The following is a 17,617-nucleotide window of genomic DNA, read 5'->3' as shown; positions in this document are numbered from 1 at the left end:
GCGAAGGGTATCGGCGCCGGCGGCGTGCGAGGGCGCACCGCGCGGCGTGTCAGTGACCCAACGACCGAGGCCGGTCAGGGTTGCAGCCCTCCCTCGCCGACGACGTCCCGCACCACGCGCGTCACCGCCGCCACGAGACGGTCGAGGTCGGCCATGGGAATGGCGAGCGAGGGGGTCAGGTACACGATGTCGCCGAACGGCCGGACCCAGACGCCCTGCGCGACGAAGCGGGCCTTGAGGTCGGCCAGATCCGGAGGAGTCGCGAACTGCACCACGCCGATGGCGCCCAGCACGCGCACGTCGACGACGCCGGGCAGGCCGGACAGGGGCGCCAGCCCCTCGGCGAGGCGCAGGGCGATGGCACCGGCCTGTTCGAGGCGCGGCTGCGTCTCGAACAGGTCGAGGCTGGCGTTGGCCGCCGCACATGCCAGCGGGTTGGCCATGAAGGTCGGGCCGTGCATCAGCGCGTGGGCGGGATCGTCGGACAGGAACGCCTCGAACACCTCCGTGCGCGCCACGGTGGCGGCCAGCGCCATGGTGCCCCCGGTGAGCGCCTTCGACAGGCACAGGATGTCGGGCACCACGCCCGCCTGCTCGCAGGCGAACAGGGTGCCGGTGCGGCCGAACCCGGTGAAGATCTCGTCGCAGATGAGGGGCAGCCCGTGGCGCCGGGCGAGGCGGGCGATGGTCGCCAGCACCTCCGGGGCGTGCATCCGCATGCCGCCGGCCCCCTGCACCAGGGGTTCGACGATCACCCCGGCCAGGGTCTCGCGGTTGGCTGCCAGCGTCCGGTCGAGGGCCTCCACTTCGGCCTCCGACCGCGGCAGGTCGCAGAAGACCTGGGCCGGCACCGCGTCGCCGAAGGCGCGGTGCATGCCGTCGACGGGGTCGCACACCGACATCGCCCCCATGGTGTCGCCATGGTAGCCGCCCCGGAAGGCGAGGAAGCGCGTCCGCCCGGCCACCCCGCGGTTGGTCCACATCTGGACGGCCATCTTGAGGGCGACCTCGACGGCGACGGACCCCGAATCGGTGAAGAAGACGTGGTCGAGGTCGCCCGGCAGCAGGGCGGCGAGGCGCGCGGCCAAGCGCTCGGCCGGGGCATGGCTGAGCCCGCCGAACATCACGTGCGGCATGGCTGCGAGCTGGTCGGCCACGGCGGCGCGGATGTGGGGCTGGTTGTAGCCGTGGACCGCCGTCCACCACGAGGCGATGCCGTCCACGAGTTCGCGCCCATCGGCGAGAACGATCCGCGACCCGTGGGTGCGCACCGCCTCGAGCGGCGCCGCCGCGGTCTGCATCTGCGTGTAGGGCCGCCACAGGGCGGTGGAGGGACGGGCCATGGCGGCCGGAATGGGCGCCCGCCCCAGGCACGTCAAGGGACCGCAGCCGTGTGGGCTGCGGTCCCGGGGAGGATGGTCGACGGAGGCCGAAGCCCCCGCGTCAACGAAGCTGGGTCAGCTCGGTGGCGACCACGCCGCTCGCGCGGATCTGATCGGGCAGGGCGCTGAAGTGGGTGTAGCCGGCCTCGCGGGCCATCGCGTCGAGGGCCGAATCGGCGTCGCTCGCCTGGCCGGTCCAGAGCACGGCACCGCTGGTGGTCTGCTTGATCTGGTAGATGGTCATGTCCGCTCCGCCTTCACCCGGTGGATATCTGGACGGTCAACGCCGGACGCGGCCCCCGGTTGCAGTCCGTGACGATACCGCCGTCCGGGCCGCCATGCGACGACGGCGCAACGGTCCGGAAACCTCGGGGCCTTGAAAACGCCGGCCTTGCCGGGCACCGCTGGGTGCTCGGGGGGCAGCGGCGCGACGCGTCCGTCCCCGAGTCCACACGTCTGCCGGGCCCCGACAACCGATGCACGCCACCCGCCTCGTCCTCGCCCTCGCCGCGTCGGTCCTCGGATCGGCGGGCCTCGCTGCGGCCGAGCCCTCCACGGTGCCGGACGCCGCGGCCCTGGCGCCCGCCGTGACGGTGGCGCCCGCCGCCCGGCGCGAACTGGTGGAGGAGGCCGTGGTCACCGGCACCCTGGTGGCCCGCGACGAGATCCTGGTGGCGCCGGAGGTCGAGGGCTTCCGCATCACCGAACTGCTGGTCGAGGAGGGCGCGCGCGTCGAGAAGGGCCAGGTGCTGGCCCGGCTCTCGCGCGAGATGGTCGAGACGCAGGAGGCGGCCAACCGCGCCGCCATCGCCAAGGCCGAGGCCTCCATCGTCCAGGCCCGCAGCCAGATCGTGCAGTCGCAGGCCGCGCAGACCGAGGCCAACCTGTCCCTGGAGCGTGCGCGGTCGCTCGTGAAGACCGGCAACGCCACCGCCGTCACCCTGGAGCAGCGCGTCTCGGCCGCCGAATCCGGCGAGGGGCGCCTCGCCTCCGCCCGCGGCGGCCTGCAACTGGCGGAAGCCGAGCTCGCCTCCGCCAGGGCCCAGGCCAGCGAGATCGCCCTCAGGCGGGCCCGCACCGAAATCCGCGCACCCGAAGCCGGCATCGTCAACCGCCGCACCGCCCGGGTCGGTGCCACCGCCACCGCCGTGGGCGAGCCGCTGTTCCGCCTGATCGCCCGGGGCGAGATCGAGCTCGAAGGCGAGGTGCCCGAGACCGCGATGCCCCGGCTCGAGGTCGGCGACCCCGCCCGCCTCGACCTCGACGAGGGCCGCACCCTCGGCGGCCGGGTCCGCCGCATCGACCCCGAGATCGACCGCGCCACCCGGCTCGGCAAGGTCCGCATCAGCCTCGATCCCGATCCGGGCCTGCGCATCGGCGCCTTCGCCCGCGGCCGGGTCGAGGTCAGCCGGCGCGAGGGCGTGACGGTGCCGCTCTCGGCGGTGCTCTACCGGGCCGACGGCGGCGCCGGCGTGCTGGTGGCCGTGGACGGCCGCGTCGAGGCGCGCAAGATCGTCCCCGGCCTCTCGGCCAAGGGCCTGCTCGAAGTGCGCTCGGGCGTGGAGGCCGACGAGGCGGTGGTGGTGCGCGCCAGCAGTTTCCTGCGCGACGGCGACCGCATCCGGATGGTCCGGGCGGCGGTGGCCGCCGACGCGGCGGCCAAGCCTTCTGCCGACACGGCGGCCAAGTGAGCGGGATCTGACGCCATGCGCCTCAACGTCTCCGCCTGGGCGATCCGCAAGCCCATCCCCTCGATCGTCCTGTTCCTGGTCCTGGTGGTGCTCGGCATCGTCAGCTTCCGCAGCCTGCCGATCACGCGCTTTCCCAACATCGACATCCCGATCGTCTCGATCCTGGTGACGCAGGCCGGTGCCGCCCCCTCCGAGCTGCAGACCCAGGTCACCAAGGTGGTGGAGGACGCGGTCGCCGGCGTGAGGGGCGTCAAGCACATCACCTCGGCCATCGCCGAGGGCACCTCGACCACCACCATCGAGTTCCGGCTGGAGACCAACACCGACCGGGCGGTGAACGACGTCAAGGACGCCATCGCCAAGGTCCGGGTCACCCTGCCGCGCACCATCGACGAGCCCATCGTCAGCCGCGTCGACATCGCCGGCCTGCCGATCATGGTCTACGGCGCCTCGGCGCCGGCGATGACGCCCGAGGACCTGTCCTGGCTCATCGACGACGTCGTCGCCCGCCAGATCCAGGGCGTGAAGGGGGTGGGCGGCGTCGAGCGCCTCGGCGGCGTCGCCCGCGAGATCCGTGTCATCCTCAAGCCCGACCGGCTGCTGGCGCTGGGCATCACCGCGGCCGACGTCAACCGGCAGGTCCGCCTCACCTCCGCCGACATGGCCGGCGGGCGCGGCGAGGTCGGCGGCCTCGAGCAGTCGATCCGCACCCTCGGCGGGGCCGCGAGCCTGGCGACCCTGGCCGAGACCTCCATCGTGGTGCCGGGCAACCGCAAGGTCCGGCTCGACGAACTCGCCACCCTGGTCGACGGCTCGGAGGAGCCGCGCACCTTCGCCCGCTTCAACGGCGAGCCGGTGGTGGCCTTCGCGATCTCGCGCGCCACCGGCGCCAGCGACGCGCAGGTGGCCGAATCGGTGGCCCGGAAGATCGCGGAGCTAGCCGAGAAGAACCCGGGCGTGCGCTTCGACCTCATCGACACGGTGGTGACCAACACGGTCGGCAACTACCACTCGGCGATGCTGAGCCTCATCGAGGGGGCGCTGCTCGCCGTCGTCGTGGTGTTCGTGTTCCTGCGCGACTGGCGCGCCACGCTCATCGCCTCGATCGCGCTGCCGCTCTCGGTGCTGCCGACCTTCTGGGTCATGAGCACGCTCGGCTTCTCGCTCAACGCCGTCAGCCTGCTGGCCATCACCCTCGTCACCGGCATCCTCGTCGACGACGCCATCGTCGAGATCGAGAACATCGTGCGCCACATGCGCATGGGCAAATCGGCCTACCGCGCCTCGCTGGAGGCCGCCGACGAGATCGGGCTGGCCGTCATCGCCATCACGGCGACCATCATCGCGATCTTCGCCCCCGTCTCCTTCATGAGCGGCATCGCCGGGCAGTACTTCAAGCAGTTCGGCCTCACCATCGCGGCCGCGGTGTTCATGTCGCTGCTGGTGGCGCGCCTGATCACGCCGCTGCTGGCCGCCTATTTCCTGCGCGACCACGGGCCGGAGGACACCCGCGAGGGCTTCGTGATGCGCGGCTACACCCGCATCGTCGCGTGGTCGGTGCGCCACAAGTTCGTGACGCTGGTGGTGGGGCTCGGCTGCTTTGCCGTCTCGATCTGGTCGACCACCCTCTTGCCGGCCGGCTTCCTGCCGGCGGAGGACGCGGCGCGCACCATCTTCGTGGTGGAGCTTCCCCCCGGCGCGCGCCTGGCCGACACCACCCGCGTCACCGACGGGCTCGTCGAGCGCATCCGCGGCCTGCCGGAGGTGCGCAGCGTGTTCGTGGACGGCGGCCGCCAGCTGCCCGGCAAGAAGGAGGTGCGGCTCGCCACCTTCACCATCAACCTGACCCCGAAGAACGCCCGCGCCCGCACCCAGAAGCAGATGGACGTGGTGATCGGCGCCCTCCTGAGGGAGACGCCCGACATCCGGTTCTGGGCGCTGCGCGAGAGCGGCCAGCGCGACCTCACCCTGGTGGTGGCCGGCCCCGACCGGCTGGTGGTGGCCGACACCGCCGCCCAGCTGCAGCGCGAGGCGGCGGGGGTGCCCCACCTCGTCAACGTGATGTCCACAGCCCCCCTCGACCGCACCGAGGTCCGCATCCGGCCCAAGGCCGGCGTCGCGGCGGATCTGGGCGTCTCCACCGACCTCATCGCCGAGACGGTGCGGGTGGGCACCATCGGCGACATCGGCGCGAATCTCGCCAAGTTCAACGCCGGCGACCGCCAGGTGCCGATCCGGGTGCAGCTGCCCGAACGGCTGCGCGGCGACCTTTCCGAGATCGCGACCATGAAGGTGCCGGTCAAGGCCGGCGCGGCGGTGCCGCTGGCGAGCGTCGCCGACATCAGCCTCGGCCAGGGGCCCACCGCCATCGACCGCTACGACCGCGCCATCCGCGTGGCACTGGAGGCGGACATGCAGGGCTCGGACGCGCTCGGCTCCCTCATCGAGGCGGTGATGGCGCTGCCCACCGCCAAGAACCTGCCGCCGGGCGTCACCCTGCGCCAGACCGGCGACGCCGAGGTGATGGGCGAGGTGTTCGAAGGCTTCGCCCTGGCCATGGGCGCCGGCCTGATGATGGTGTTCGGGGTGCTGGTGCTGCTGTTCGGCAACTTCCTGCAGCCGCTCACCATCCTGTTCTCGCTGCCGCTCTCCATCGGCGGCGCCATCCTCGGCCTCCTGATCTTCAGCAAGCCGATCTCGATGCCCGTGGTCATCGGCATCCTGATGCTGATGGGCGTGGTGACCAAGAACGCGATCATGCTGGTGGATTTCGCCATCGAGGAGATGGCGGCCGGGGTCGACCGCGCCACCGCCATCATCGACGCCGGCCGCAAGCGCGCCCGCCCCATCGTGATGACCACCATCGCCATGGCCGCCGGCATGGTGCCCTCGGCGATGGCATTGGGCATCGGCGGCGAGTTCCGCGCCCCGATGGCCATCGCGGTGATCGGCGGCCTCATCGTCTCGACGGGCCTTTCTCTGATCTTCGTGCCCGCGATCTTCGTGCTGGTGGACGACCTTTCCCGCCTGATCGTGCGCCTGTTCTCGCGCTTCATCGGGACCAAGGACGAACCCGAGGCCGGCGAGCCCTTCGCCCTCCCGGGCCCGCCCGCCAACGACGGCCGCATCTCACCACGGGTGGCGGCGGAGTAGGGGGCGGGGGGATGCGCCCGTTGCTCCGATCGAGCGGATGGCCGTGTCGGTTCGAAAGGGAACCGCCCAACCGAGTGGTCCAAATCTGACGGATGGAGCCCATGCCCTGGGTCCGCTCCCGACCCGAAGCGGACCTCGACAGCACAGCGACAGTCAATTCTCGGCTTGGCCGATCTCGGACCTTCGGAAGGTCGCCTCCGCCTGCTCCAGCTGAAATTCACCGGGCAATTTGGGGATTTGCATCCAATGCGTGGGCTCGAAAGTCAGGCGCTTGGGCGGGGCAAAAGGGTCGGACAGAGCATGGTCGGCTAAGTCGAGATTGAAGAGCGGAGGTCGCTCCCCATTCAATGCGACCGTCAGCAAACCGCACACGCCTTCATACGCGCTCAGCGCGTCCAACTGCGTTGGATGTGTTCCTTCGTGCGAAAGATCGTTGCGGGCTTTACGAGCTTTGGACAGCGATGCCACTATCTCCCGCGAGATGACCCCTTTCTGAAAAAGCATTTCTATTCGAGCCGAGGCTGTCCAAGTCCGCGTGTCGTTTAGTTGGTTGCGTCGAGCCCGGCTGTTGTCCTCTCGGACGGTCGGCTCAACAACACGCTGCCGCCACAGCTCCGAAATTATTTGTTCAGTCACAATCCATGTGTTGGCAAGCGCCGCTCCCCAATCCCTCCGGGCGATGCCGGTGACCCCCCTTAGGAAGTAATCGCCCCGCACAGTAGGCAGGCGGTCTAGGACGCTAAGGCCAATCTGCATGGCGCGTGCTAGGGATGCGAATGTAACGGTGCGGGGTTGAAACAGCGCAATAGCTTCAAGCGCAGGAGCGTGCCCGTACCGGATCTGCCTATGAAATCTGTTCGGTGCAGAGGTTCCGGAGCGACCACTACGGATGTACCGCCAGTCGATTATGGAGCCAATGTCTAGGCCATCGGGAGTAATTGCTTCGCAATAGATACCGCCTAGCAAAAGAGCCGCTAAACAACGATTTAGGTATTCGACTGCTGCTTGGTCTGATCTGAGTTCAAGAACTGGCGGGAGTGCGAGCGCGCCATCTCGTGAAACGACTAAGTGGTATGGCGGGGCAAGACCTACATTGAGACCGCCTGCCATCTCGTGCAAGGCGGCATAGTTCCAGGAGCGACCATTGACCTGTTCGATTGTGCACACCCAAGGCTCGAGCGTGTCAGTCTCGACGATGCGAAAGGGATGCAAATAGCCGATGAAGCAGGGCACGCGCCGTTTTGCCAGATCATCCGCCGTGGGCTGCTTGTCATCGTGTCCAGTCATGCAGCCAGAATAGCTCGATGCGCGACGTGCTCCAACTTCCGCTCAGCCGGGAAAGTCGGTCGGCGCAAGATGCCGGGCCGAAGCCCGCTTTCCACCCGACCCGGACGTTCGCCACGGGTACCAAACGTCAGATTTCTACCACTAGGCGGTGGCGGGTGCCCGACCCAGTGCTTCTGTCGCCAGACGACGCGCTGTATCCGCGTACCGTGTCAGCAGGCGCGAAACGGGCGAGCGCCACAGGCCGAACCCGTCGTCGCAGAGCGGATCGTTGACCACGGGACTGCCGTCGCATCCGACGAGGACGTTCCCGACGTTCGGGTCGAGGCCACGGGGCGACGCCGCCCGCAGGGTGGCGACAAAGGCTTCGTATCCGGGCCATGCGTCCCGGAAGGTTTCCCGAATCCCATCGAAGCTCGCGTGATCGATCCGGGGTTCGTGCGCGGGCCATTCCACCTTGAAGCGCTCGCGCACACCCTCGTCCATCGCGACGCCGGGGTGGTCCGCGATGACGGCGTGGGCGTAGGCCAGCCACCAGACCTGCGCCGGCGGATTGGTCAGGCGCGAGCCGACGGTCATCAAGGCGCCGCAGCGGCTGACGTGCAGATCGTGCACGCGCGGAGCGTGCGGCCCGTCGGACCCCGCAAAGCCCCTGCGAAGGAGGGCGGCGTAGTCGCCGAACCCATCGGCCTTGCGGGCGAAGCGCACGACCACGTCCGGATGGTCCGGATGCGCGTGGACGGTGCCGTGGTACCCGAACCCGATCTCGGCCCAGCCGGTGGCGACGAGGGCGCCATGGCCCCTGGCGGCCGACCGTTCGACGATTCCGAGGGCGGCAAGCGAAGGGCGCGACGGATCGATCCGATCTTTGAGTCCGAACATCGCAACCACTCCTTCCTGCCGGTCGACGATCCGACGCGACGCGCCCGCACGAGCCGCACGGGGGCGGCGCATGGAGGTGCCGGACGGGCGGGTCCGGCGCGGGTCGAAAAGCGACCCTGTCGATGTCGGGAGCGGCACGACGAATTCGTCATCCCACTGTCATGGAATGACCCGTAGCCGGGAAAAGTTCAATGGCTGCGAAACCGTAAAGCAGCGGATGATCCGCGTGAGCCGATTCGACGCATCATCCCATTTCCGGTTGATCACGTCGTGATGCGGACATGGGCTTCGCTCGAGCGCCGCGCGGGCTCGGTGATACGGTCCACGCTTGATGCAAGCGGCAAACCGCATCAGCCGTCGCGGCGCGGCCTTTCGCTCAGGATGCGACGGGCCAGGACATCATCCGCATCGGACAGCCCGAACTCCGCATCGGGCCGGACGTGCCGGCCCGCATGGAGGGGCCCGACCTCGACGTCGTCGAGGACGAGATAATGCGTGATGCGGTTCCGGGTCACGTGGTCGGCGATTTCGTCGCCGCGCCCGGCCCGCTCGGCCGGGAGCATGTCGCCGGTCCGGGCGTCCCGGCTCGCCGGCAGGATGGCCGTCCGCCAGTCGGGATGAAAGCAGTCCGCCGGCAGGCCGGCTTCGACCAGCGTCGGGCGGCAGTCGGCCACGCGCCACGTCGACGACACGACCACCCTGGCGTCGAACTCCCGCACCAGGGCGGCGACGAGGGCGACCTGGGCCGGATCGAGGTTGTCCTTGCCCGCCGTCCGTTGATAGCCGGCCGTCGTCACCACGCCGTCCACGTCGAGGTAGACCGTGGCGGATTCCGTCCCGCTCCGTTCGCTCAAGGAATCCATCCCGTCCCGCGAAGCGACCCTGCATCCGCCGGCGCACGGCTAGCGCGCAACCCCGCTGCCGTCCAGCGTCGATTGCCGTCCCGCCCCGGCCGCTGCCGCGAAGGCGGGCGCCCGCGCGAACGTGCCCGAGGCCGGGGGCCGCCGTCCGCACCCGCGCCTCTACTCCTCGATCATCTCCCGGATCTTGTCGCGCAGGGCGTCGATGGTGAAGGGTTTGGTCACCACCTGCATGCCGGGGTCGAGGTGGCCGTTGCCGACCACGGCGTTGTCGGCGTAGCCGGTGATGAACAGCACCTTCAGGCCCGGGCGCAGGGCGCGGGCGGCGTCCGCGACCTGGCGGCCGTTGAGGCCGCCGGGCAGGCCGACGTCGGTGATCAGGAGGTCGATGCGGGCCTCGCCCTGGAGCAGGCGCAGGCCGGCGGGGCCGTCGGCCGCCTCCATCACCGCGTAGCCGCCGTCCATCAGCACGTCGACCACGAGCATGCGCACGGTGGGGTCGTCGTCCACCACCAGCACCACCTCGCCGTGGCCGACGAGGCCGTCGGTCCCCGATCCGGGGCTGCTCGGGGTGTCCTCGCCCTCGCCGAGGTGGCGCGGCAGGTAGAGGCACATCGTCGTCCCGTCGCCCACCTCCGAATAGATCCGGACCTGCCCGCCCGACTGGCGGACGAAACCGTAGATCATCGAGAGGCCGAGCCCGGTGCCCTGGCCCAGGGGCTTGGTCGTGAAGAACGGGTCGAAGGCCCGCTCGATCACGTCGCGGGTCATGCCGGTGCCGGTGTCGGTGACGCACAGCGAGACGTATTGCCCGGGGGGCAGCTCGCGCTCGGCCGCGGCGCGGTCGTCGAGCCACTTGTTGGCGGTCTCCACCGTCAATCGCCCGCCGCCGGGCATGGCGTCGCGGGCGTTGATGCACAGGTTGAGCAGCGCGTTCTCGAACTGGTTGGGATCGACCATCACGAGCCAGAGGCCGCCCGCGCCCACCACCTCCAGGGTGACCTGGGGCCCGACCGTGCGGCGGACGAGGTCCTCCATGTCCGCCACCAGGCGGTTGAGGTTGATCACCTTCGGGTCGAGGGTCTGCCGGCGCGAGAAGGCGAGCAGGCGCTGGGTCAGGGCCGCGGCCCGCTTGGCCGCCCCCTGCGCGGCGTCGATGTAGCGGGGAATCGCGTCGAGTCGGCCCTGGCCGAGGCGCTTTTCCACCAGTTCGAGGCTGCCGGTGATGCCCGCGAGCAGGTTGTTGAAGTCGTGGGCGAGGCCACCGGTGAGCTGGCCCACCGCCTCCATCTTCTGCGCCTGGCGCAGGGCCTCCTGGGTCAGGCGCAGGGTCTGGGCCTGCTCCTTCTCGGCGGTGACGTGGCGGCCGTAGGCGTAGACGACATCGCCCTCGGTGGAGGTGTGCCAGGAGATCCAGCGCGGGGTGCCGTCCTTGTGGCGGTAACGGTTCTCGAAGCTGGTGAGGTCGCTGCGGCCCACGGCGGTCACCAGCCCGTCGAGGGTGAGGGCGGCGTCCTCGGGCCAGATGAACTGGAGGAAGCTATGCCCCACCACCTCCTCGGCCGCGTGGCCGAGGATCGCGGTCCAGGCCGGGTTGACCGCGCGGAAGACCCCGTCCGCCCCGATGACGACCAGGAGGTCGCGGGAGTTGCGCCAGACCCTGTCGCGCTCGGCCGTGCGCTCGGCGACCTGGCTCTCCAGGGAGGCGGCCAGGGCGCGTAGCTCGCGCTCGGCGCGGCGGCGCTCGATGGCGGTGCGGGTCCGCGCGGCGACCTCGCGCATGAAATCGAGCTCGTCCGCGCTCCAGTCGCGGGCGTTCTCGTGGTTGACGTAGAGCAGCGCCACGAAGCCGCCGCCCTCGGTCACCGGCATGTTGATGAAGGACCGGGCGCTGATCCCGGCCAGCGCGTCGGCGCGGTCACGGGTGCGAGGGTCGCCGAAGGCGTCGGCACAGACCACGGTCTCGCCGCGCTTGAGGTCGTCGATGTACGAGCCGTAGTCGCGAAAGTGCAGCGTCCCCGCGATCGTCACGATCCCGGGCGCGTTCCAGTCGCGCTCGATCGTGATGGTCTCGTCGACCCGGTCGATGGTGCCGTAACCGGCCCGGCTCACCGACAGCCAGCGCCCCAGGACCGCGCCGGCGGCGTAGGAGATCGCCGCCGTGTCGTCGAGGTCGCCCAGGCTGTCGCTCAGCTCGTAGAGGGCGAGGCGGAAGTCGGGCGCACGGGGAGGGGCGGTCAACGTGGGTTCGGCCTTTCGGAGCGGTGGCCTGTCCCGACGGGCGCCGGCCTCCCGGCTCCGTGTGCGGAGGTCCGCCCCCGGGGTCGACGGGTGTCGGGCCTCCCGGTTGCGGGGGCGGGCCTCAGCCCTCGGAGCCGCCCGAGAGGCGGCTGGCGCCGTAGGAAAGCAGGCCGCCGATGACGAAGAGGACCACGAAGGTCTTCACGCTGGCGTAGAACAGGGTCGGCTCGATGCCCGCGTCGGTGTAGAGCACGAGGCCGATGGCGGCGATCGGCAGCGACAGCAGGATGAAGATGGGGACCAGCGGGTTCATGGGCGAATTCGTGGGCGAGTTCGTGGGCGGGGTCATGGGAATGCGCGCTCGCGTCTGACGGGCCCGCCGATGGTCGCGGACCCTCCTGTCGGCCGCTTGTAGCACCCCCCGGCCCGGCTGGGGACACCCCGGCGCGAAGTTTTCGCGGCGCCGGAGCCGCAGCCGCTCCGGGCGACGGATGTTCGCGGCGGTCGGCTCGAACGCCGCCGTCCTCGGCCGAGGACCGGAGCCACCGGCAACGCGTCACGCCGGCAGCCGTACCGTGGCGCGCAGCCCCCCGAGCGGGCCGTCGTGGAGGGTGACGTCGCCCCCGTGCGCCCTGGCGATGTCGCGGGCGATGGAGAGGCCGAGGCCCGAGCCGCCGGCGTCCTGCCGGGCGTCGTCGAGGCGCACGAACGGCTTGAACACCTCCTCGCGCTGCTCGGCCGGAATGCCCGGCCCGTCGTCGTCGATGGAGACGAGCACGTTGCGCAGGTCGCGCCGCGCCACGATGGCGACGGTGTCGCCGTAGCGCGCGGCGTTGGCCGCGAGGTTGAACAGGCAGCGCCGGATCGCGTCCGGCCGCAGGGTCACGCTCATCGGCCCGTCGATGTCCACCGCCTCGACGTGGGCGCCGAGGCGCTCGATGTCCGAGCGCAGGTCCTCGAGCAGGGCGCGCAGGTCGGTGGGCACGGCGAGCTCGCCGGAATCGCCGCGCGCGAAGGCGAGGTAGGCCTCGAGCATGCGGCTCATCTCGTCGACGTCTCGGCTCAGGTCCTCCACGTCGGCGTTCTGCTCGACGAGGGCCAGCGAGAGCTTGAAGCGGGTGATGATGGTGCGCAGGTCGTGGCTCACCCCGTTGAGCATGGTCGTGCGCTGGTCCATCGCCCGCTCGATGCGCCGCTTCATCTCGATGAAGGCATGGCCGGCGGCGCGGACCTCGCGGGCGCCGCGGGGCCGGAACTCGATCTCGCGGCCCTTGCCGAAGCTCTCGGCCACGGCGGCCAGCCGCAGGATCGGCTTGATCTGGTTGCGCAGGAACAGGATCGCGACCCCGAGCAGGACCATCGACGAACCGGTCATCCACAGCAGGAAGATGTGCGAGTTCGAGGCGTAGGCCATGCTGCGCCGGGCGGTGACGCGCATGACCCCGTCGGCGATCGCCACCCGGATCTCGATGAGGCTCGACCGGCCCACCGTGTCGATCCAGTAGGGCCGCTTGATCTGGCGGTTGATCTCCTCCGACAGGGCCTCGTCGAGGATCGAGAAGAACGGGCGCGGCCCCGGCGCCGGCAGCTTGGCGCCCTTCAGGATGTCGAGGTCGAGGTTGAGCCGGGTGGCGGCGATGCGCGAGAGGGTCTCGGTGTCCTTGTCCTGGGGGTAGCTCTCGTAGATGTCGATCAGCGCCGCCACGTCCGCGGTCACGGCGGCCGAGAGCCGGCGGGTCACCAGCTGCCAGTGCCGCTCCATGAAGGTGTAGGCGATCACCGACTGGAGCAGCACCACGGGCGCGATGATGATGATGAGCGAGCGGGCGTAGAGCCCCTTGGGCAGGGCGTCTCCGATCGCCCGCGAGGTCAGCCGCCACACGCGGGCCGGCCGCGGCAGCGCCGCCCAGGCCCGGCTCGCGCCCTGCCCAAGGCCCCTCAGGCCCCCGGCCATCGCCCCCGCGCCCCTAGTCGACGGCGAGGCGGTAGCCGACGCCGCGCACCGTCTGGAGGAACACGGGATTGGCCGGATCGACCTCGGTCTTGCGGCGCAGGCGGTTGATCTGCACGTCGATGCTGCGCTCGGCCGCCAGCCCGCCGCCGCCGGCCAGGGCCTCGCGCTCGACGTTAGCGCCGGCCGCCAGCGCCAGCACGGTGAGGATCTCGCGCTCGCGCTCGGTGATGCGCACGGCCTCGTCGGCCCGGCGCAGCTCGCCCCGGTCGATGCGGTAGGAGAACGGCCCGAAGGTGACGGCCTCGGCCCCCTCGCGCACCGGGGCGGCCTTGGCGCCGCGGCGCAGGATGTTATTGAGCCGCAGGATCAGCTCGCGCGGCTCGAAGGGCTTGGGCAGGTAGTCGTCGGCGCCGATCTCCAGCCCCATCACCCGGTCGTTGGGGTTGGAGCGGGCGGTGAGCATCAGGATCGGCACCTGCGAGGTCTCGCGGACCTGGCGGGCGTAGTCGAATCCGGTCTCGCCGGGCATCATCACGTCGAGGACGAGGGCGTCGAAGACGAGGCTCTGCGACTTGGCGCGGGCGTCCGCCACGGTCTCCGCGGCGGTGACCCGGAAACCCTGCTCGAACAGGAAGCGGGTGAGCAGTTCGCGCACGCGGCGGTCGTCGTCGACCACCAGGATGTGGGCGGCGTGGTCGGGCAGGTCGGCGCGGGCCTTGAGGCCGGGGTGACCCATCAGGCGAAGGCTCCCACGCGCCGGGCCATGAGCCGGCGCACGGCGGCGCGTTCCTCGGGGTCGATCATCGCCAGCAGGAACCCCTCGGCGGCGCCGTGGGCCGCGCTCCCCCGCGACCGGTCGGTCCCGGCCCCCGCCACGGGGTCGGACAGGGCGCGGGCCAGCCGCCGCGCCTGGACCCGGGTGAGGTCCCCGGCCAGCGCCGTCCCGGCGGGGGTGCAGTACAGCAGCCGCTGGCGCCTGTCGTGGGCGCCGGTCTTCTGCGTGATGTAGTCCTGTCCGATCAAGTCCTTCAGCACCCGGTTGAGGCTCTGCTTGGTGATGCGCAGGATATCCAGGAGTTCGGCGATGGTGAGACCCGGATAGCGGTCGACGAAATGCAGGACCCGGTGGTGGGCGCGGCCGAAGCCATACTGCGCCAGGATGCGGTCCGGGTCACCGACGAAATCGCGATAGGCGAAGAACAGGAGTTCGATCAGGTCGTCGCTGCCGCCGGGCACGGTCCGGCCCGCCGGCCCCGGGTCCTCCGCCGGGCTCGCGGCATCGGCGGTCTCTGGCGTCGCGTGCCGTTCCACGTTCGGGGCACCCTCCAGGCATTCGGACATCCGATGTCGGATGTGCGGGTTCAGACAGGCGAGGCCGGCCTCGGCGATTTACGTCAGTCTTGTTGACATATCTCAGCCCCATTGCTACCCGTCAACCCGTCCGGCCCCGGGCCGTCACGAGCCTGCGGCGTGAGTTCGGCCTTCGGCTGTTGACGTCTCCGGCGTGCCGGCCCTTCACCGTGCGGGGCCTGCCGGATCGCCCGTCGTGGACGGCGCCGTGGCCCCTGCATCCGCCGATCTCCCGGATGGCCCGGCGCATCGATCGCGCTCGCCGCGCCGAACTCTCCCTGCCGAGGAACCCGTCGCCATGTCCATGATCCCGTTCGACCAGCGTGAGGGCACCATCTGGTTCGACGGCGTGCTGGTGCCGTGGCGGGAGGCCAAGATCCACGTGCTCAGCCACGGGCTGCACTACGGCTCGTCGGTGTTCGAGGGCGAGCGGGCCTACGGCGGCGCGATCTTCAAGAGCGAGGCGCATGCCGCCCGCCTGATCCGTTCGGCCGAACTCCTCGACTTCAAGATCCCCCATACCGTCGCCGAGATCGTGGAGGCCAAGGAGCTGGTGCTGCGCACCAGCGGCCTGTCGGACGCCTACCTGCGCCCCGTCGCCTGGCGCGGCTCGGAGATGATGGGGGTGGCGGCCCAGGCCAACACCATCCACCTCGCCATCGCCGCCTGGGAATGGCCGAGCTACTTCGATCCGCAGACCAAGATGAAGGGCATCCGCCTGGATCTCGCCGACTACCGCCGGCCCGACCCGCGCACCGCCCCTTCCGCCTCCAAGGCGGCAGGCCTCTACATGATCTGCACGATCTCCAAGCACCGGGCCGAGAACAAGGGCTACGCCGACGCGCTGATGCTCGACTGGGAGGACAACGTCGCCGAATGCACCGGCGCCAACGTGTTCTTCGTGGCCGACGGGGTGATCCACACGCCGCTCGCCGACCGGTTCCTCAACGGCATCACCCGGCAGACGGTGATCGAACTCGCCCGCCGCCGCGGCGTCGAGGTGGTGGAGCGGCGCATCCGTCCCGAGGAGATGGCGGGCTTCTCCGAATGCTTCATCACCGGCTCGGCCGCCGAGGTGACGCCGGTGGCCGAGATCGGCCCCTACCGGTTCACGCCCGCGACCCTGACCAAGACCCTGATGGACGATTACACCGCCGAGGTTCAGCCTAAGGCCGAGGCGGCCTGAGGCGCCCGTGGCCGGACGCACCGCCGTCCGGCCACCCTGCTCGGAACCCGCGCCGCCGACCGACGTTGGAGTGAGAACATTCCATGAACGAAGGTGAGCGTGCCATGACGAAGTCGAAGCCCTCCGCCCAGCAGGACGACGCCCGGCAGGTGGATTCCGAGCGAGCTGACCCCAAGCAGTCGAACCCCAAGACCGAGGGCGGCGACGCCTCGAACCGGATCAAGGACCCCGACCAGTGGACCACCGGCTCCGAGCCGATGACCGGCGCGCAGGCCTCCTACCTCAAGACCCTCACCGAGGAGGTCGGCGAGCCTGCGGCGTTCGAGCCCGATCTCGACAAGGCCGAGGCCTCCAAGCGGATCGACGCCCTGCGCCAGGAAGCCGGACGAGGCTGAGCGGTATTCCAGGTTGCGTTTCGCGGAATGGCTTAAGCGAAGCGAAACACCTGGCGTGATAGGAGGGGTCACGACGCACTGACTCCGCCACGGGAAACTGAGACGATGACTTCGCCTGTGGCCGAGACTCGCCCGGGAGCCGGGCGGCCTGGAGTGTTTCCCGTGAAACGGACCATCCTCCGCGCCGCCCGGGGCTTTCGCGCCGCCCAGGGTGGCGCCACGGCGATCGAATATGCGCTGATCGCCGGCCTGATCTTCCTCGCCGTGGTCGGCGGCATCAACAGCTACGCCAGCAACATGGGTGGGATGTACGGGAAGATCGAAACGGCCATGATCAACAAATAGCCGGCCGCCGGTCCGGTACCCCGGCGACGCTCAGATTCTCGCCCAGGAATCCGTGACGTCTCGCGTCAGGCCTTCGTGCGAGGGCTCTTCCAGAACGAGTCGAACAGCGACTGCATCGCCTTGACGTTCTCCTGCTGGGCCTCGACGCCGGCATCGAACATCTGCTGCAGGATCGCGTAGGGCTCGCCCGCGACCGCCGAAGGATTCCCGGCCGCGTTGGGTTTCGTCCCCGCCCTGGACGCGGGCGGTGGCAGGGCCGCCGCCCCGGCACGGCGGGGCTTGGCCTCCACGGCGGCGGGCGGGGCCATCGCGCTGCTCCAGACCTTCATCATCTCGGACCAATAGGCGCCGGGCGAGAAGCCGTTGGGCAGCGGAGTGGGCGGCGGCGGGGCGGGTGTCGCTTGCGGCTGGTTGAGCATCAGGTGGACGATGCCGGCCACCACCATCCCCGCCACCATCGGCATCATCTGGCGCAGGACCGGCGAGGCGACCCCGCTCGCCATGGCCGCCTGCTGGACCACCGCCTGGCTCAGGTGCGACGACCCGAAGATCTGCTGGACGAGGAGGTCGGCCTGCGAGGGCGGGGGCGCGCGGCCGGGGCCGCCGGTTCCAACGAGGCCGAACAGCTGGCTGAGGCCGGTCGGGTCGGCGGCGTTGCGCTGGAGGCCGAGGCTGAAGGCCGGCAGCAAGGCTTCCATGGCCTTGCGGGTCTGGTCGGGCGACAGTCCGTATTGGTTGCCGAATCCTTGCAGGCCGGGGCCGCCCTGTGCCTGGAGGATATCGAACAGGTTGAACATGACGCACGGCCCTTGGCGATTCCTCGGCGACGGGCCGAGGGCCCGCCATTCGGCGCGGCAGGCGAAGTCTGTCTCATTGCGCCCCGTTATACCAGCC

The 17,617-nt window shown here is 70.4% G+C and carries 16 protein-coding genes; 5 read left to right on the top strand and 11 right to left on the bottom strand.

Translation table 11 applies throughout. The annotated features are described in order from the left end of the window. Positions 1–74 precede the first annotated feature (74 nt). The gene (locus ASF39_RS02490) at positions 75–1,343 is read right to left on the bottom strand and encodes an adenosylmethionine--8-amino-7-oxononanoate transaminase (protein WP_056280817.1); all 1,269 of its coding nucleotides are present in this window, start codon (positions 1,341–1,343) and stop codon (positions 75–77) included. Positions 1,344–1,443: 100 nt separating this feature from the next. Continuing rightward, positions 1,444–1,626, bottom strand: coding sequence for a hypothetical protein (locus ASF39_RS02485; protein WP_055879936.1), 183 nt, complete (start codon positions 1,624–1,626; stop codon positions 1,444–1,446). 232 nt (positions 1,627–1,858) lie between these two features. On the opposite strand from ASF39_RS02485, the gene ASF39_RS02480 reads away from it, so the two are divergent. Further along, positions 1,859–3,073, top strand: coding sequence for an efflux RND transporter periplasmic adaptor subunit (locus tag ASF39_RS02480; RefSeq protein WP_055879932.1), 1,215 nt, complete (start codon positions 1,859–1,861; stop codon positions 3,071–3,073). Between the two features lie 15 nt (positions 3,074–3,088). Beyond that, complete coding sequence (locus tag ASF39_RS02475; protein WP_056280815.1) at positions 3,089–6,226, top strand: efflux RND transporter permease subunit; 3,138 nt, start codon at positions 3,089–3,091, stop codon at positions 6,224–6,226. A gap of 153 nt (positions 6,227–6,379) precedes the next feature. On the opposite strand, the gene ASF39_RS20915 is transcribed toward ASF39_RS02475, so the two are convergent. From ASF39_RS20915 to ASF39_RS02435, 8 genes are all read right to left on the bottom strand, one after another. Beyond that, positions 6,380–7,513 (bottom strand): hypothetical protein, encoded by a 1,134-nt coding sequence (locus ASF39_RS20915; RefSeq protein WP_156648279.1) that lies wholly within the window; start codon positions 7,511–7,513, stop codon positions 6,380–6,382. A 141-nt stretch (positions 7,514–7,654) separates the two neighbouring features. After that, positions 7,655–8,401: a hypothetical protein gene (locus tag ASF39_RS02465; RefSeq protein WP_156387515.1), complete on the bottom strand. Its 747-nt coding sequence runs from the start codon at positions 8,399–8,401 to the stop codon at positions 7,655–7,657. Positions 8,402–8,742: 341 nt separating this feature from the next. Continuing rightward, the gene (locus ASF39_RS02460; RefSeq protein ID WP_156387514.1) at positions 8,743–9,246 is read right to left on the bottom strand and encodes an HAD domain-containing protein; all 504 of its coding nucleotides are present in this window, start codon (positions 9,244–9,246) and stop codon (positions 8,743–8,745) included. Between the two features lie 168 nt (positions 9,247–9,414). Then, positions 9,415–11,493: an ATP-binding protein gene (locus tag ASF39_RS02455; protein ID WP_055879920.1), complete on the bottom strand. Its 2,079-nt coding sequence runs from the start codon at positions 11,491–11,493 to the stop codon at positions 9,415–9,417. A 121-nt stretch (positions 11,494–11,614) separates the two neighbouring features. Beyond that, positions 11,615–11,806 (bottom strand): hypothetical protein, encoded by a 192-nt coding sequence (locus ASF39_RS02450; protein ID WP_055879917.1) that lies wholly within the window; start codon positions 11,804–11,806, stop codon positions 11,615–11,617. A 243-nt stretch (positions 11,807–12,049) separates the two neighbouring features. Then, complete coding sequence (locus ASF39_RS02445) at positions 12,050–13,447, bottom strand: ATP-binding protein (protein WP_056280809.1); 1,398 nt, start codon at positions 13,445–13,447, stop codon at positions 12,050–12,052. Between the two features lie 13 nt (positions 13,448–13,460). Then, on the bottom strand, positions 13,461–14,183 hold the full coding sequence (locus ASF39_RS02440) for a response regulator (RefSeq protein WP_056280807.1): 723 nt from the start codon (positions 14,181–14,183) through the stop codon (positions 13,461–13,463). Then, positions 14,183–14,758, bottom strand: a complete 576-nt coding sequence (locus ASF39_RS02435; RefSeq protein WP_056281129.1) for a MarR family transcriptional regulator — start codon at positions 14,756–14,758, stop codon at positions 14,183–14,185. Before ASF39_RS02435 ends, ASF39_RS02440 begins: the two co-directional genes overlap by 1 nt. Positions 14,759–15,095: 337 nt before the next feature. On the opposite strand from ASF39_RS02435, the gene ASF39_RS02430 reads away from it, so the two are divergent. From ASF39_RS02430 to ASF39_RS02420, 3 genes are all read left to right on the top strand, one after another. Further along, on the top strand, positions 15,096–15,983 hold the full coding sequence (locus ASF39_RS02430) for a branched-chain amino acid aminotransferase (RefSeq protein ID WP_056280805.1): 888 nt from the start codon (positions 15,096–15,098) through the stop codon (positions 15,981–15,983). An 83-nt stretch (positions 15,984–16,066) separates the two neighbouring features. Next, a complete protein-coding gene (locus ASF39_RS02425) occupies positions 16,067–16,378 on the top strand; it encodes a DUF3072 domain-containing protein (protein WP_244472235.1) in 312 nt (103 codons plus the stop codon). 162 nt (positions 16,379–16,540) lie between these two features. After that, positions 16,541–16,723 carry a Flp family type IVb pilin gene (locus ASF39_RS02420; RefSeq protein ID WP_244472234.1) on the top strand — a complete coding sequence of 61 codons (183 nt, stop codon included), beginning with the start codon at positions 16,541–16,543 and terminating at the stop codon, positions 16,721–16,723. 65 nt (positions 16,724–16,788) lie between these two features. Here ASF39_RS02420 and ASF39_RS02415 read toward each other — a convergent pair whose 3' ends face one another. Next, positions 16,789–17,520: a DUF937 domain-containing protein gene (locus ASF39_RS02415; RefSeq protein ID WP_056280803.1), complete on the bottom strand. Its 732-nt coding sequence runs from the start codon at positions 17,518–17,520 to the stop codon at positions 16,789–16,791. Positions 17,521–17,617: the final 97 nt, after the last annotated feature.

This window comes from Methylobacterium sp. Leaf108 (assembly GCF_001423265.1).
Taxonomy (GTDB): domain Bacteria; phylum Pseudomonadota; class Alphaproteobacteria; order Rhizobiales; family Beijerinckiaceae; genus Methylobacterium.
Note: the sequence above shows the minus strand (reverse complement) of the source record. Positions and strands in the feature narration are given on the sequence as shown.

Coding starts and splice junctions, on each gene's coding strand:
- ASF39_RS02490 (WP_056280817.1), bottom strand. CDS start 1,343: ATGGCCCGTCCCTCCACCGCCCTGTGGCGGCCCTACACGCAGATGCAG.
- ASF39_RS02485 (WP_055879936.1), bottom strand. CDS start 1,626: ATGACCATCTACCAGATCAAGCAGACCACCAGCGGTGCCGTGCTCTGG.
- ASF39_RS02480 (WP_055879932.1), top strand. CDS start 1,859: ATGCACGCCACCCGCCTCGTCCTCGCCCTCGCCGCGTCGGTCCTCGGA.
- ASF39_RS02475 (WP_056280815.1), top strand. CDS start 3,089: ATGCGCCTCAACGTCTCCGCCTGGGCGATCCGCAAGCCCATCCCCTCG.
- ASF39_RS20915 (WP_156648279.1), bottom strand. CDS start 7,513: ATGACTGGACACGATGACAAGCAGCCCACGGCGGATGATCTGGCAAAA.
- ASF39_RS02450 (WP_055879917.1), bottom strand. CDS start 11,806: ATGAACCCGCTGGTCCCCATCTTCATCCTGCTGTCGCTGCCGATCGCC.
- ASF39_RS02445 (WP_056280809.1), bottom strand. CDS start 13,447: ATGGCCGGGGGCCTGAGGGGCCTTGGGCAGGGCGCGAGCCGGGCCTGG.
- ASF39_RS02440 (WP_056280807.1), bottom strand. CDS start 14,183: ATGGGTCACCCCGGCCTCAAGGCCCGCGCCGACCTGCCCGACCACGCC.
- ASF39_RS02430 (WP_056280805.1), top strand. CDS start 15,096: ATGTCCATGATCCCGTTCGACCAGCGTGAGGGCACCATCTGGTTCGAC.
- ASF39_RS02425 (WP_244472235.1), top strand. CDS start 16,067: ATGAACGAAGGTGAGCGTGCCATGACGAAGTCGAAGCCCTCCGCCCAG.
- ASF39_RS02415 (WP_056280803.1), bottom strand. CDS start 17,520: ATGTTCAACCTGTTCGATATCCTCCAGGCACAGGGCGGCCCCGGCCTG.